The 14,511-nt window shown below is 61.3% G+C and carries 12 protein-coding genes and 1 pseudogene; 8 read left to right on the top strand and 5 right to left on the bottom strand.

Annotated elements, in window-relative coordinates; all coding sequences use genetic code 11:
- Window positions 1-60 precede the first annotated feature (60 nt).
- A complete protein-coding gene (locus ACR2TX_RS00285) occupies window positions 61-381 on the bottom strand; it encodes a hypothetical protein (protein ID WP_086135660.1) in 321 nt (106 codons plus the stop codon).
- Window positions 382-822: 441 nt separating this feature from the next.
- Here ACR2TX_RS00285 and ACR2TX_RS00280 point away from each other — a divergent pair, with 441 nt between their 5' ends.
- From ACR2TX_RS00280 to ACR2TX_RS00270, 3 genes are all read left to right on the top strand, one after another.
- Window positions 823-2,334, top strand: a complete 1,512-nt coding sequence (locus ACR2TX_RS00280; RefSeq protein WP_434129760.1) for a bifunctional metallophosphatase/5'-nucleotidase — start codon at window positions 823-825, stop codon at window positions 2,332-2,334.
- A 54-nt stretch (window positions 2,335-2,388) separates the two neighbouring features.
- On the top strand, window positions 2,389-2,514 hold the full coding sequence (locus ACR2TX_RS00275) for a hypothetical protein (RefSeq protein ID WP_434129758.1): 126 nt from the start codon (window positions 2,389-2,391) through the stop codon (window positions 2,512-2,514).
- A 79-nt stretch (window positions 2,515-2,593) separates the two neighbouring features.
- The gene (locus ACR2TX_RS00270) at window positions 2,594-3,190 is read left to right on the top strand and encodes a DUF5131 family protein (protein ID WP_086135658.1); all 597 of its coding nucleotides are present in this window, start codon (window positions 2,594-2,596) and stop codon (window positions 3,188-3,190) included.
- Window positions 3,191-3,320: 130 nt separating this feature from the next.
- On the opposite strand, the gene tnpC is transcribed toward ACR2TX_RS00270, so the two are convergent.
- From tnpC to mads1, 4 genes are all read right to left on the bottom strand, one after another.
- Entirely contained in the window at window positions 3,321-4,838 is a 1,518-nt protein-coding gene (tnpC, locus tag ACR2TX_RS00265) for an IS66 family transposase (protein WP_434129756.1), read from the bottom strand.
- A gap of 23 nt (window positions 4,839-4,861) precedes the next feature.
- On the bottom strand, window positions 4,862-5,206 hold the full coding sequence (gene tnpB, locus ACR2TX_RS00260; RefSeq protein ID WP_077732713.1) for an IS66 family insertion sequence element accessory protein TnpB: 345 nt from the start codon (window positions 5,204-5,206) through the stop codon (window positions 4,862-4,864).
- Window positions 5,203-5,601, bottom strand: coding sequence for an IS66-like element accessory protein TnpA (gene tnpA / locus ACR2TX_RS00255; protein WP_434129686.1), 399 nt, complete (start codon window positions 5,599-5,601; stop codon window positions 5,203-5,205). The genes tnpB and tnpA overlap by 4 nt, the downstream gene beginning before the upstream one ends.
- Window positions 5,602-6,483: 882 nt before the next feature.
- Window positions 6,484-6,699: a methylation-associated defense system helix-turn-helix domain-containing protein MAD1 gene (gene mads1, locus ACR2TX_RS00250; RefSeq protein ID WP_086132972.1), complete on the bottom strand. Its 216-nt coding sequence runs from the start codon at window positions 6,697-6,699 to the stop codon at window positions 6,484-6,486.
- 105 nt (window positions 6,700-6,804) lie between these two features.
- Between mads1 and ACR2TX_RS00245 the strand changes: the two genes are divergently transcribed.
- The 5 genes and pseudogenes from ACR2TX_RS00245 to ACR2TX_RS00225 all read left to right on the top strand — a co-directional run bounded on the left by ACR2TX_RS00245 (window position 6,805) and on the right by ACR2TX_RS00225 (window position 14,315).
- The gene (locus ACR2TX_RS00245; protein ID WP_086132973.1) at window positions 6,805-7,947 is read left to right on the top strand and encodes a hypothetical protein; all 1,143 of its coding nucleotides are present in this window, start codon (window positions 6,805-6,807) and stop codon (window positions 7,945-7,947) included.
- Window positions 7,948-7,958: 11 nt separating this feature from the next.
- Window positions 7,959-10,073, top strand: a complete 2,115-nt coding sequence (locus ACR2TX_RS00240) for a helicase HerA domain-containing protein (RefSeq protein WP_086132974.1) — start codon at window positions 7,959-7,961, stop codon at window positions 10,071-10,073.
- Window positions 10,052-11,176: a DNA methyltransferase gene (locus ACR2TX_RS00235; RefSeq protein ID WP_240506758.1), complete on the top strand. Its 1,125-nt coding sequence runs from the start codon at window positions 10,052-10,054 to the stop codon at window positions 11,174-11,176. The genes ACR2TX_RS00240 and ACR2TX_RS00235 overlap by 22 nt, the downstream gene beginning before the upstream one ends.
- A 247-nt stretch (window positions 11,177-11,423) precedes the next feature.
- Window positions 11,424-12,795: pseudogene (locus tag ACR2TX_RS00230) on the top strand (IS1380 family transposase).
- 164 nt (window positions 12,796-12,959) lie between these two features.
- Window positions 12,960-14,315, top strand: a complete 1,356-nt coding sequence (locus tag ACR2TX_RS00225; protein WP_086132975.1) for a toll/interleukin-1 receptor domain-containing protein — start codon at window positions 12,960-12,962, stop codon at window positions 14,313-14,315.
- The last annotated feature ends 196 nt before the right edge of the window (window positions 14,316-14,511 follow it).

The raw sequence follows: 14,511 nt of genomic DNA, 5'->3' as shown, positions 1-14,511 counted from the left end.
CGAAATGGCGATAAGCGGGGTTCGTCCAGGCTTTGAGGTGCGATTGGATCAAAGGGCGGGTTAGTAGCCGAGTCCTTCGACATCCGCGGCCAGTGCCGCGATGACGGTGTCGCATTCGCGCACGCTCATCAGGTCCAGGACGGTTCGCCCGTGAAATTCCGCCAGTGGAGTCGCGAGAAAGGCCGCTACGCCTTCAGGCGTGTAAACCAGGAGGGCGAGTTCGCCGATCTCCCGGATCGGGTTCCGCACGCCATCCAGCTTTTCCCAGCATTCCAAAGTTTTGGCGCTCACCCGCAATATCCGGCCCATCGCCTCACGGGAGAGATGCAGGAACTGGCGGATCTTTTGCGGATTGATCTTGATGTCTCGTACGGCGTTCATCAGCGTCGCAATACGGGGTAGTAGGACGAGTAGCCATTACTTTTAGGTAATGTCTAAGTACATTCAGGGAAGTCTTGCGGCATAGGCAACCTGCACGACAACCCCGCCAATCAAGCCAATCTGTCGAGATTCCGCAAATATTTGCGGAATATACTTAGACATTTATCCAGATAAAAAATTAGATCTCATGCAACCGTGATTTCGCCTGATAGGACGGCAAACAGCCCAAGGCACTGTCGGGCGATCCTGCTGTCTCGGTGGATCTACGCGAGGTGCCACGTTGATTCCGGGACACCGGCCACCCCCTTGGGACTGTAGCTCGCCGGCGACTGCGAGAAGCTGCGGGGTTTTAAGCCGATGTAGCGTGCCACGGTTATGCTGGGAGACGTCTCAACGCTCGATATAATGCCGCCCTGGAAGTATTGCCAACTGAGGGGTAGCATGAAAGCCAAGCGCTGGGCGGCCATCATCCTGCTGTGTCTTTGCACGCCGGTTTGCGCCGAAATCGTTCCGATTACATTCCTGCACCTGAACGACCTTTACGAAATCACGCCCGTAGCCGGCGGTCAACAGGGTGGAATGGCGCGGTTAGCTACCCTGCGCAAGCAACTCCTGAAAGCCAATCCTCGCACCTACACGATCCTGGGCGGTGATTGCCTCAGCCCGTCAGCGTTGGGTACGGCTGTAGTGGACGGGGAAAAACTGGCCGGCCGACACATGATCGCCGTCATGAATACCGTCGGCTTTGATTTCGCGACCTTCGGCAACCACGAATTCGACGTGACGCGCGAGCAGTTCCTCCGGCGAATCGAGGAATCAACGTTCACATGGTTTTCCGGGAATGTCGTCGACGCTGAAGGCCAGCCTTTTCCTCATGTGAAACCCCATGTCGTGTTCACGGCCACGGGTGAGAGCGGCGGTACCGTGCGCATCGGTCTGATCGGCGTCACCCTGGACAGCAACAAGGCTGCCTGGGTGCGTTTTCACAACCCCCTCGACACTGCCGTGCAGCAGGCGCGCGAACTGCGCGGCCAAGTGGATATTCTCATCGCCGTGACTCACCAGAGCCTCGAAGCCGACCAAAAGCTGGTGGCTGCGGCGCCGGAAATCGATCTGGTGCTGGGGGGGCACGAGCACGACAACGTGCAGCAATGGCGCGGGCTGCGGTTCGCGCCGATCTTCAAGGCCGATGCCAATGCCCGCTCGGCATATGTGCTGGACCTGGGGTACGACACCGGTCAGCGCCGCCTGGTAAAGATGGAGCCGCATTTCCGTAAGATCACCAGTGCCCTCCCCGAGGACCACGAGACGGCGAAGGTCGTGCAGGATTGGGTGGAACGCGGCTATGCGGCCTTCCGTGCCGACGGCTTCCAGCCCGACCAAGCAGTGGCAAACACACCGGAAGCCTTGGACGGGCTGGAGGGAACGGTGCGCAACGGCTCAGGCAACCTGACCGATCTCATCGCGACCGCCATGTGGAAGGCGGTGCCGGGGGCCGACCTCGCCATATTTAACGGCGGCATGGTACGCATCGACGACGTGGTACCGCCGGGGCCGATCACCCAATACGACGTGTTGCGCATGATTCCTTTCGGCGGCCAGGTTCTGCGAGTGGATATGCGCGGCGACTTACTGAGCAAGGTGCTTAACCAAGGCCGGGCCAACCGAGGGAAAGGCGGATATCTGCAAACCGCCGGTGTCGCCCGTCGTGGTGACAATTGGAGTGTCGGGGGGGCGCTGCTCGATCCCAAACTCGTCTACAGGGTCGCAATCCTCGATTTCTTGATGAAAGGCAAGGAGCAAGGGCTGGAGTTTCTGAACGAAAAGATAGCTGGCGTGGAGGCAATCGCTCCGGTGACAGACATCCGGTTCGCGGTGATTGAGCACATGCGGGCGCAATGGGGCGCACTGAGTCATACCGTAAAGGCCAATACTGGCCCGGTTTGGTATTAAGGATCTTGGAATCCGTGCCGGTCATGTTGTCCTCTGGTCCATCCGGAGGTCTCCATGACCTGCGAGGCGGAGCTGCTCCGCCGCGACCCAAGCGAGGTGGAGCTACGCCTTCTCATCAGACTTGTCGCGCTGATGGCCTTCCCGACAGGCATCGTGGCAGCATTGGTTTCTTTGCTTTGATCGGGATAGGGGGACGCCCTAGTGGGCGCGCCCCTCCCACGCTGCCCGGCATGCGGGTTCACCACACCGGGCGGTTGACATTTCTGATGGCATCGACGCGCTACGTCACGTCGAGGGGCATCTTGATTGGGTCATCGGCGGGGAAACCGGGCCTCACGCCCGGCCGATGCGTCCGGATTGGGTGCGGGCGCTCCGTGACGAATGCGCCGCTTTAGAGACCGCTTTCTTTTTCAAGCAATGGGGCGAGTGGGCGCCGTTATTCGAGGCCGAACCGTATCCGCGCACGGCACGGCTGATCGATGTCGACGGCACACGCCTCTGCCGGGCGGGCAGGAAAGTCGCGGGTCGCCTGCTCGATGGACGCGAATGGAATCAAATTGGCGGGAAGGGGAGCCGTTCCACGACTTCCTCGACTATTTCGGGATTTCGAGATCGCATCGTCCGGGCATTTCCCCGACCGTATTCCCGACAGCGGGAGATCGAGGCGTATTGTCGTTCCTTCGGTGTGGCAGGGGGAGATGCGGCCAACGAGCGGTACGCTCACGTAGAAAGCAATCGGCATCGATGCGGTCGAGGATCCTCGGCCTGCCGCAGGCGAGCTACACGGCAACGCAATAGCCGAAGTGGACCGACCCGGTGCCAACACCCTTGGTTGCGAAGTCATGACGTCTCGTAGAGACACCGTACTGGGACATCGCCCGCGCTTTAAGAGACTCAGGAGACATTGGTGCGAGCGGACGCTTACACTTCAGTCGCAGAGCATCTCGAATCTTCGTAAGCGTCCGAGCCTTACCGTGTTGACGGCGTCAAGCCGCGATGGGCTGGGTCAGTTCCGTCACCTGATCGGCGAGGTTCCAGGGTAGGAACTCGTCGATTCGATTGACGGGATGCTCGGCGATGCGGGCCAGCACGGTCCGGAGGTACGCCTCCGGATCGAGGCCGTTGAGTTTGGCCGTGCCAATCAGGGTGTAGATCGCCGCCGCTCGCTGGCCGCCGGCGTCGGAGCCGGCGAATAGATAGTTCTTCCGGCCGAGCGCCACCACCCGCAACGCGCGTTCCGCGGCATTGTTGTCGATCTCCAGACGACCGTCATCGCGATAGCGGGTCAGCGCCGGCCAGCGGGTCAGGGCATAGCGGATCGCCTCGGCTAGCGCCGACTTTTTCGAGACCTGTGTCAGCGTGGTGTGCAGCCAGGTCTGAAGCGCCGCGAGGAGCGGACCCGCGCGGGCTTGCCGCGCTGCGGCGCGGGCCTCCGGCGGCTGGCCCCGGATCTCGGCTTCGATCGTATAGAGCGCACCGATACGCTGGAGCGCCTCGGCCGCCAAGGGACTCCTGTGGGCCTTGTGGAGCTCGTAGAACTTGCGCCGGACATGCGCCCAACAGGCGACTTCCTGCACGCGACCGGTGTCGTACAACCCGTTGAACCCGGCATAGCCATCCGCCTGCAGGGCGCCTTCGAAGTCCTTGAGATGCGTCCTGGGATGCTGGCCTTGGCGGTCCGGCGCGTAGGCGAACCACACCGCGGGCGGCGTGAGATCACCGGCCGGGCGGTCGTCCCGGACATAGGTCCACAGCCGACCGGTCTTCGTGCGCCCCTGACCGGGCGCGAGCACCGGGACCGGGGTGTCGTCGGCATGGAGTTTGTCGCCGGCGAGCACATGCCGGCGGATTGCCGCGACCAAAGGCCGAAGGAGGCCCGCGGCGTCGCCGACCCAATCGGTCAAGGTGGAGCGGGACAGGTCCACGCCTTCGCGGGCGTAAATGACCGACTGGCGGTACAGCGGCAGATGATCGCCGTATTTCGAGACGAGTACATGGGCCAGGAGCCCCGGACCCGCCAAGCCTTGGGCGATGGGCCGGCTCGGCGCCGACGCCTGGACGATGCGGTCGCAGCGGGCGCAGGCACACTTGGGGCGGACGTGGCGGATCACCCGGAAGCGGGCCGGGACGTACTCCAGGATTTCGGCGACCTCCTCGCCCAAGGGCTTCAAGGGACCGCCACAGTCGGGGCACTCGGCCAAGCCGGGGGCATGGACCTGAGTTTCGCGGGGCAGATGATCGGGCAGTGACCGGGGCGTTCTTACCCGGCGCTCGGCTGCGCGCGGTTCGACGATCGCCGCGAGTTCCGCATCGCCCGTTTCGAGTTCCTCCAGCTGAAGTTCCAATTGATCGAGGAGCCCGGCCATTTTTTCGGAGCGGCGCCCGAACTGCTGGCGGCGGAGCTTGGCGACGAGGAGTTTCAGGTGGGCGATTTCGACGCGCTGGGCTTCAATCAGCGTCTTGAGGGCGGGAATCTCATCGGGAAGCACGTCGGGGTTGGTCATGCCCCGATGATACCCGCCCTCCGTCAGGCGGCGTGAGAAGGCGCGGTGCGGATCGGGCGGCGCCAGTCGATGCCTTCCAGCAGCATCGACAACTGGGCGGGGGTGAGGGATACCGTGCCGCCCGTCGCCTGCGGCCAGACGAAGCGGCCCCGCTCCAGCCGCTTGGCGAACAGGCAGAGCCCATCGCCGTCCCACCAGAGTAGTTTGATCCGGTCGCCGCGTCGCCCGCGAAAGGCAAAAATGTGTCCGGAGAAGGGCTCGGCTTGGAGCTGGGTCTGGACCAGGGCGGCCAAGCCATCGAAGCCGCGGCGCAGATCGGTCACCCCGGCAGCGATCCAGATGCGGGTGCCGGACGGAGGCGCGATCATGGGCCCTTGAGACTCGCGAGGACGGTGCGCAAGGTCGCCGCATCGACGGAACCTTTCACCTGAACCCGCGTACCCCCGAGTTCGATGGTGATGGTGCCCGGTGGAGCGGATACCGTAGCTTCACGCGCTGGCGCGGCCAATGCGGGCGTCATCGCCACCGGTAATAAGGTCGGCCCCGGCGGACCGGCCGGGGCGTTCCGGTCCTTAAGGTAGTGTCGGCGCCATTTGAACAGTTGATTGGCGTTGATCCGATGCGCCAGCGCAATCCCCGCGACCGAGGCGCCCGGCTGTAGGGTCCGCTCCACCCGTTCGCGCTTGAACTCAGGCGCAAACCGCCGCCGGCCCAAGGTATCCATCGCCACCACGCCCGTTGTGAAGTCAGCATCGTGAGTCATCAGTGCGTCCACCTCAAGAGTGCGCGGACACCCCATGCGTCCGCTCGCACCAGTGTCGCCTGAGCCTTTCAATCCGTCGAGACGGTCCTCGGCGGACGCTTACGAATCTTCCGGATGGATAACCCTAGAAACGGCAATTGGACGCATCTGAGTGTGCAGCTGGCGAGCCGGATGGCAAGCCTGTCCTGGGCACTGTCGTAGGGGGCGACGCCGCCGCGGGGTCGTCCCTCGCAAGAAGGATTAACGCCGCCTGGCGGCCCGCCAGCCGCGCAACCCGGTGCGTAGCGGCCAAACCAAAACGGTGGAGCGGATAAAAGCGATAACCGTTAAAATTTAAAAGGCTTTTTTGGTGCATCGAAGCGGTCAGCTGCCGTTTTTAGGAAAACCGCTCCACTTCCACCTCCCGCTCCGAAAAAGAGGCGCATCATAGTTGAGTTACTCCTGTGTCGCTCCCGCCCAAGGGGGTGGCTGAATGGCCTCGGAATCAGGGGCCCAACCCTATCGTAACGGGTGGCTGAATGCAATTGGAATCAGCGGCCGAATGCGGTCGGAATACGCAGCCTCGATACTGCGGCGGTGGATCCACGCGGGCGATGGATCGCGAAAAGTACGGGTCGTACTCGTAAGCGAGCCCCAGGCGCATCGCTTCGATGCCGAGGCGGAATTTGCGGGCCTCGCTGTCGAAGGTCTCGTGGGTCTGGGAGGCCGTGAGGAGGCAGAGCTACTCCGCAGTCAGAATCAGTTCATAAACCGAATTGGAGCGGGTTCCCTTCCCAACCAGCTTGCCCGAGGCACCCATCGGAGTCGCGACGATAACCTGGACGGGCTCCGGAAACAGAGGCCCGTGCACTATTATGTTCGGTTGGAGCTCTTCGGCGCGTATTACTCCTTGCCCTTGCTTCCTTCCCCGGACCTTTCGTCGTTCGTTTGTCGCTTGATCCATTGGTCGATTTCCTGGCGCGAAAAGCGCCATGTTCCTCCGACCTTGAAGGCGGGAATCTTCTTCGCAGCCGCCAAGCGATAGACCGTGCGTTTGCCCACCTTGAGGTAGGCCGCCACTTCATCGAGGGTGAATATCTCTCCAGTGTCGTCTTTCATCGCTTCCTCACCCGGTACCGGGACAAGGGCCGGTAATGATGGTAATCTTGGCAAGGATAAGGCAAACTTGAGCATCTTTGAACAGCCAGGTGGCAGGAGGAGGGGGTGATCGACCCGGCAAGCCAGGCCCAGCTGAAGGCGGCCATAGCGGATTGCATCGGCACCGACCGAGGGGTGCTGGACGCGCTGCGGGAAGAGATCCGCCCTCTGAAAAGCGCCACGCGCCGCATCCAACCGCGTGCCACGACGTCGATTTCGCTTGTCGGCACCGATGGCGGCAACAATCAGCTCCACTTCGACCCATTCCTGATCCAGCTGGTCCGAGTGGTGGACAGCAGCAACAACGAGTACTGCCTGGAGGCCGTCTCGCCCACGACCCCGGTCCAAAATCTCAACGAGCGTCAGTTCGCTGCGGATGGGGCGGCACGCACGGCTCTGGGCGAGATGATGACCTTTCTGGGTGTGAACAGCTTGCCGGCGCTCTCCCACATGATTCGGCCAACCGATAAGGGGAAGCCGGTTTCGCCCAGCTGGGTGCAGGTCTACAGGGAACTGGTCGAGTGGGCGATCTTGTTCGCCATCCTGAAGAAGGACTTTGGTACCGACACCTTGATCATTTGCGACGGGCTACTGCGCAGCAAGGTCTTCGCCAAGGACCTGTTCCAGCGACTGCTCCAGGGCATGAAGGACCGTATCGAGGCGCAGTGGAGCAAGAGCCGCCGTCGGGTGTACCTGGCTGGCGTGGCCAAACACAGCAAGGTGCTTTCGCGGTATCGCCTCGCCATGGCACTGGAAGGCGTCCTTCAGACCGACTATCCGGCCTACGTGGAGGTGCCGCGCGAGGTGGAGGAACAGGCCTACGTCTGGTCGGAATTCGCGCGAGGCGATGACCGCGCCGGTGAGGGTGGAGAGATCAACAAGTTCGTCGGCGGCAAGATGTTCCTGGTGAAGTTCGGCTCACACCGCCGCGACCCCGTGTGGCCGGTGGACATCTTTGTGCCCCAAGTCGGAGAGTCGCAGACCATCCTCGGCTCGATGCTCGCCGACGCGATCAACGGCTTCCCGGTGCCGCACTACCCCCGTTGCCTGCAAAAGGCACATGAAAACGCGGCCCTGGTCGACTTCGATTTCAACATCCTGCAGGACTTCATCTACGAAGGTGTTCGATCGAGTCTCGGTGGCGACGCGGGGACCTTGGATGCGTTTCAGCTTCAGGATGCAGATCCAGCACAACGCCGGTACGGATAAGGGAGCACAGCATGGCAGAAATCCAGCTCTTTCCCAAGGAACAGGTCGTCGGCATCTTTCGAGGCTTCCAGCAGGGAGGCATGGAGTTTCATGCCGACCTGGTTCTGCCGTACCGGAACGAGTTCCAGAACATCCCGATGCATGGGCAGTTCCTTCTCGTCCAGTTGGAGACGCCCGATGAGGCCGTCTTAGGCCGCATCGCCTCTTTCTCCTCGGAGGGCAAGCTGTCCTTCGGCTCCGGCGAGGAGTTCAACATTCGTGCAGTCCGCGAAGACCGGCCAATCCCTGAAGACCTGCGCGAGCAATACCTCAAGTACCGGGTCAACATCCGTGTGTTGGGCGTATTGCGCAAGAATGGGAAGGGATTGACCTTCGTCCCCTCGCATCGCCGGCTCCCCCATGTTGGTAGCAAGGTGGCTTTTTCGAACAATGAGGTGCTGCGCGAGATCGCAGGTCACAATATCGATGGGGCGCCCATCGGTCATCTGGCCTTCGGCGAGTACATCTACGCCGCGGGCAGCAAGTCATTCCAGGCGCAAGAATGGATGCAGGTCGTCAACCCGGAGGTACTAGTCCGCTTCCCGATCGAGTCACTGGTATCTCGCCGCAGCTTCATCTTTGCCCGAGCGGGCTTCGGGAAGTCCAATCTCAACAAGCTGCTCTTCTCGAAGCTCTACGAGACGACGCCCTTCGTCACCAAGCGCGCCGGCAAGCAGGTCCCCGTGGGCACGGTGATCTTCGATCCAGATGGCGAATATTTCTGGCCCGACGACAAGGGCCGTCCAGGGCTGTGCGATGTCCCAGCCCTGGAGGACAAGGTCGTAGTCTTCACCGACAGGAAAAACCCAAGCCCCTTCTATCAATCGTTCGTTGCCGGCGGCATCAAGCTCGATATTCGCCGTCTCCGCCCAGGGGATGTGATCTCCATCGCGCTCGGAGCAGAACGTCAGGAGCAGCAGAACGTTCGGAAGCTGCGCGGACTTCCGCAAGACCGATGGGAGTCGTTGGTCAATCTGATCGACTCCAATGGTCACACTACACCCCTCGACGACATTTGCCGCCTGCTCGATCTCGATCCGCAACGGCAAGAGGCGGAGGCCTTGGCGGCTAGGGCGAACATAACAAATATCGTGAAGATGTTGCATGACAAGAGCAGCCAGCTCATGGACATGCTGGTTCATGCGCTTTCCGAGGGGAAGTTGTGTGTCGTCGACGTATCCCAGATGCGCGGCGGCCAGTCACTGGTACTCTCGGGCCTGATCTTGCGCCGGATCTTCGACCGGAACCAACTGGAATTCACAGCAGCCGATCCAAAGACGATCCCGACGATCGCAGTCGTCGAAGAGGCCCAATCGGTGCTGAACGAGAACGCACCGGCCGCCGAGCCCTACGTTGCCTGGGTGAAGGAAGGTCGTAAGTACGATCTGGGCGCGCTGCTCATTACCCAGCAGCCTGGCAGCATTCCTGTCGAAATCCTGAGCCAAGGCGACAATTGGTTCATATTCCACCTGTTGTCGGCAGCGGATCTTACGTCCCTGAAACGAGCCAACGCCCATTTCAGTGACGACTTGTTGAGCTCGCTGCTCAACGAGCCCATCCCGGGCCAGGGTGTGTTCTGGAGCTCAGTGGGAGGCAAACCTTATCCGATCAGCCTTCGCGCCTTGTCGTTCGAGAAGATGTACTCGATGCGGGACCAGGACTACAACCAGCCCGCCGGGCATACCTACGCACAAACGCTGCGCAGCACCTTCTCCGGGATGAGGCAGTTCGCGACGACGGCCAGAATCCCCGAAGCCAAGGGCGCAGGCACTTTGTATCCTGCAGAGGCCGAATCCGAAGAAGCCGAGCCGGTGGATATCATGGCAAACATCGAGCAGCGAGCTATCGAAGCATTGCGAGGAGATGACGACATCCGTCGGAAGCTCGAGTCTCCAGACGGCATGCCTTGGTATGGGGTTCAACAGTTCTTGATGGATCACCTGCCAGAACACCTGGAAGACCGGCGTCAGTTTGCCTACAACCTTGTTTCGAAAGCTATAAACGCTGTATACGGACCACAACCCACAGCGTGGCACACATTCAAGAATCCGGCCACCGGAAAAACATGGATAAGGGTAAACCAATGACAGGCAATTCCTTGCCTGGCAGTACTGCCCTGAATGGGATCTGCCCATATTTCACGATGTTCCCGCTCGATTTTCCGCTCAACATCCTGAAGCGGAGAGCACGGACAGGTGATGTCGTGCTCGATCCGTTCTGCGGCCGGGGCACCACCAATTTCGCCGCACGACTTGTCGGCCTCCAATCCTTGGGCGTGGATTCCAGTCCAGTTGCCGCCGCCATTACTGCTTCGAAGCTGGTGTCCACAACCGTCGATGCCATTCTCGACGAGGCGCGCAGGATTCTGACGGAACGCGTGGTGCACCACATCCCGACCAGCGAGTTTTGGAAATGGGCTTTTCACCCGACCGTGCTGGACGTGCTGTGTCGATTCCGGGAGGCGTTCCTGGAGGACTGCACCACGGACGCCCGCATCGCGCTCCGCGGCATCGTCCTTGGTGCGCTGCACGGCCCGAAGCAGAAGACTTTCCCGAGCTATTTCTCCAACCAATGTCCCCGCACCTACGCCCCTAAGCCTGCCTATGCGACACGCTTCTGGCAGGAACGAGGGCTTGCGCCTGAGCCCATCGACGTCTTGGCCGTCATCCAACGTCGAGCGAAGCGTTACTACGGGATGTCATCCGACATCACGGGATCAGTGCGATTGGCGGACAGCCGGCAGGCCGATGCGCTCCAGCCAGAAGCGCCGGGAACCCGATTCGACTGGGTGATCACCTCACCCCCGTACTACGGCATGCGGACCTACATCCCTGATCAGTGGCTCCGTAACTGGTTCGTGGGTGGCCCCGAAGTTGTCGATTACACCAATCGCAATCAGGTCGTTCATTCGAGCCCCAGGGACTTTGCAACAGACCTGCGTCAGGTGTGGCGCAACGCGGAAGACGTCTGCGCGGAAGATGCCAAGATGGTCATCCGGTTCGGCGGCATCACAGACAGGCATGCAGACCCGCTGGACCTCATCAAGAGCTCCCTCAGTGGCAGCGGCTGGCGCATCACCACCATCAGGGAGGCTGGGTCTGCCACAGAGGGCAAGCGGCAGGCGGATGCCTTCCTGCGCACAAAGTCCAAGCCGATGGTCGAGTACGACGTTTGGGCGACCAGGAAGTAGTCAGGAACGCCGGTTCAAGTCCCTGATTCGGAATCGAATGGGAGGCCGATGCACATAGCTGCTCCCGACAATGGCTGGAACTGATGCGATGGCCGGCAGCAAGGGCTGGTCCCGCGCCGTTCCTCAGGAGTTCGCAGGGGGCCTAAGGCGCTGAGTTAGCCCGGATATTTCACGAGAATGAAGCAGCGGAACCCGAAAGACTCTTAAAATTCAATTGCAGAAACTGAATTTAGGAGAGGATTCCGCCGTGACACATTGTACCGGACAAATCGAGCTGTTTGCGCCAGTGAGCCGGCGTCGAGTGGAGGTGAAATTCGAGGGAGGCGATGTGACCAGCGACGCAGGGATATTGCTGTTGCGGCAGGTGGATCGGCAACTCGGTCTGTTGCGGACTGTGGCCGAGCGTATCGATAATTCGTGCGTTCCCCTCCGCTGTTCCCATTCGATGCTCCGCCTCCTGTGGTAGTGGGTGTATGGGCTCGGCCAAGGCTTCGAAGACCTGAACGACCACGATGCCTTTCGCCATGATCTGGCCTTGCAGACCGTTTGCGAGCGGGTTTCACCCGGGGCTTTCAGCCCCACCTTGTGCCGATTGGAGAACCGGATGGATCGGTCGACGGCGTGGGCCATCCATAAGGAACTCCTGATTTAGTTCATCGCGTTCTTTCAGTCCTCGCTGGAGAAGCTGATTTTCGACTATGACGCCACCAATGATCCGGTGCACGGGTCAGGAGGGCAGGTTCTTTCAGGGGTACTATTACCAGTATTGCTTCCTGCCGCTCTACGTCGTTTGCGGCGAGCAGTTGTTGATCGCCTATCTCAGGCCCTCGAAAATCTACGCCGCGAAGCGGGCCGGGCGATCCTGAGTTCCTGCTGCGGCGGTTAGGGCGACGTGGTCGGAGGTCAAAATCGTCTTCCGGGCCGATTCCGGCTTCTGCCGACAGTTGCTCTTGCGCGGGTGCGAACGGCGTGGGTGGGCTATTGTGTCGGCGTGGTCCGCGCAATACCCGCTTGCACAAAACCGTCGCGGCCGGGGAGGACGAGCTCAAAGTCGCTCTCGCTAAAACCGGCATCAAGCAGCACGGTATCCACGAATTCCAGTACGCTGCCGACTCGTGGAATATCGAGCGTCGCCTCTGCACTCGGCTGGGGTTCGGCGCTCAAGGCTCCAATCCCCGGTTCGCGGTGCTCCATCTCGAGCTTCCGGCGGACGCCCTCTATGACCGGCTCTACTGCCTCCACGGGGAAGCCGACCAACTCGAATGGATCGAATTGGAGCGAAACCCCGAAGGGGTGAGCAGCAGGGAGGCGGCGAACAAAATCGAATCAAGAAAACGCAACTGGACCTCTTCGGCACCCGCGCCAGTTGCTACCGGTTCCTCGCTAACGCGCTGCGCCTGCTGTGGGCTGCCCTTGCTTACACGCTGATGCAGCGCCTGCGCGAGATCGCCCTCGCCGGCACCGAGCTGGCGCGGGCAACCGCCGCGACGATTCGGGTGAGACTACTCAAGATCGGCGCCTCGGTGGTGCGCAATACGCGCCGCGTCCGCATCCTGTTGGCCTCGCACCATCCCCTGCGTGAAATCTTCCTCACCGCCGCCCGCCTCCTGGCGACCTGACCCTGCCCGAGTGCGGTCCCCGGCACGCTAACAAACCACGGGGGTTGGGGGCACTGCGCCTTGCATTCCGGAATCCGCGCCATAACCGAACCAGCAAAGTCCCGTATCGCCACTTTCGACAAACCTACACCGCCAATTTGCCCTTCGATGCGGAATGATGAAATATGCGGGCTAGGTTCGGTGCGGCAAACGTCTTCCGGGACCTCGATACGATTCCCCCGGGCGAGGAGTTCGAGAGGCTCATCACCGAGACCCTGGCTCAGTGTGATGTGCTGCTCGCGCTGATCGGGAGAGAATGGCTGGCCGCGGCCGACGTCAATGGCCGGCGGCGCTTGGACGATCCCCAAGACTTTGTGAGAACCGAAATCCATGAGGCCCTCCGACTGAGGAAACGGGTAATTCCTGTCTTGGTGGACGGTGCGATCATGCCGAAGGCCCGCGAACTCCCCGAGGCGATCGCCGCTTTGGCGGGCCGCAATGCCATCGAGCTCAGCGAGGAGCGGTTTGACTATGATGTCGAGCGCCTGATCCGCGCCATTGAGCCTTGGGACGCTGTCTCCGGCAGATGGTGGGGCTGGCTCAGCGACGAAAAGCGGCAGCGGACGCTCGCCTTTCTCGGCGCAGGGTTCGTGGCAGTCGTGGCCGGCCTTTGGCAGGCTTACGTGCACTTTTCGGAGTCGCCGAAAGCCACGGCACCGCCCTCGATTTCGGCCTCCCAAGGAGGGTTTGCGGCAGGCCGCGATAACGTGATTCATGGATCTGTTATCCAAAACAGCCCACACGCTACAGTCGAGCAGCATAATTACTACGGAGCGTTAAGTGAGGAGCGCGTTGAAGCCTTAATAGCCGAACTCGGGGTTACCAAGGCCGCCCTGCAAAACTTCTTCAAGATTCTCGAACAGCAACAGGTCGCCCCGAACGACCTCGACGCTACGCTGCGGACCATCGCCTCCCGTTACAAAGACCAGCTCGCACGCCTCTCGGCTCTCCCGTCCGATGATACGGAAGTGGCCACCCTCAAACGCCAAGCGAAGAAAGCCTTGGAAGCGTGGGACTTCGATACCGCAGAACGCCTGCTCAACCAGGCCAGCGACAAGGATGTAGAGGCCGCCAAGGCCCTGCAAGCGAACCTCAACCGGCGGCGGCTGTCGGCGGCGGACTCCAAGGCGGAAGCCGGCGAGGTCAATTTCACCCGCTTAGCCTATGGGAAAGCCGCCGACGATTTCCGGCAGGCGGCGGACCTTGTGCCTGCGGATGAGCCGCTGCCCCGCGCGGATTATCTCAATCGGCAAGGGAGCGCGTTGAGAGAAGCCGGGCGTTACCCGGACGCCCAAGCTCCGCTGGTAGAAGCGTTGGCGATTCGGGAGAAGGTCCTCGGCCCCGACCATCCGGACGTGGCCACGAGCCTCAACAACCTCGCGGCGCTGTATCGCGCGCAAGGGCAAAGTGCCAAAGCCGAAACAATGGAAGCGCGCGCCAAAGCGATCTCCGCCCATGGCACGATGGGAACACCACCTTAAGATTGGGGCATTACATCGGGCAATTTGAACCCCTCTGTTCCCCGTAGCGGGCTTACCCTGCATATTTCCCTGTTTATTAAGCGGAGTAACACCGCCGGGCTTGCTAGATGGCGCGGTAAGCAAGCAGACATACGCGTTGATCGTGTCCCGCAACTAGTTCTCACCCAATCAAGACAAGAATAGCCTTATCCACGAC

Source organism: Methylocaldum sp. GT1BB, assembly GCF_051027545.1.
GTDB lineage: Bacteria > Pseudomonadota > Gammaproteobacteria > Methylococcales > Methylococcaceae > Methylocaldum.
The sequence above is the reverse complement of the archived record's forward strand: the minus strand, read 5'-3'. Positions and strand labels throughout refer to the sequence as shown.

Excerpts from the sequence above, each read along its gene's own strand:
- mads1 (WP_086132972.1), bottom strand. The coding sequence starts at position 6,699 with ATGAAAGACGACACTGGAGAGATATTCACCCTCGATGAAGTGGCGGCC.
- tnpA (WP_434129686.1), bottom strand. The coding sequence starts at position 5,601 with ATGACTCACGATGCTGACTTCACAACGGGCGTGGTGGCGATGGATACC.
- ACR2TX_RS00235 (WP_240506758.1), top strand. The coding sequence starts at position 10,052 with ATGGATAAGGGTAAACCAATGACAGGCAATTCCTTGCCTGGCAGTACT.
- ACR2TX_RS00240 (WP_086132974.1), top strand. The coding sequence starts at position 7,959 with ATGGCAGAAATCCAGCTCTTTCCCAAGGAACAGGTCGTCGGCATCTTT.
- tnpC (WP_434129756.1), bottom strand. The coding sequence starts at position 4,838 with ATGACCAACCCCGACGTGCTTCCCGATGAGATTCCCGCCCTCAAGACG.
- ACR2TX_RS00280 (WP_434129760.1), top strand. The coding sequence starts at position 823 with ATGAAAGCCAAGCGCTGGGCGGCCATCATCCTGCTGTGTCTTTGCACG.
- ACR2TX_RS00275 (WP_434129758.1), top strand. The coding sequence starts at position 2,389 with ATGACCTGCGAGGCGGAGCTGCTCCGCCGCGACCCAAGCGAGGTGGAG.
- tnpB (WP_077732713.1), bottom strand. The coding sequence starts at position 5,206 with ATGATCGCGCCTCCGTCCGGCACCCGCATCTGGATCGCTGCCGGGGTG.
- ACR2TX_RS00225 (WP_086132975.1), top strand. The coding sequence starts at position 12,960 with ATGCGGGCTAGGTTCGGTGCGGCAAACGTCTTCCGGGACCTCGATACG.
- ACR2TX_RS00285 (WP_086135660.1), bottom strand. The coding sequence starts at position 381 with ATGAACGCCGTACGAGACATCAAGATCAATCCGCAAAAGATCCGCCAG.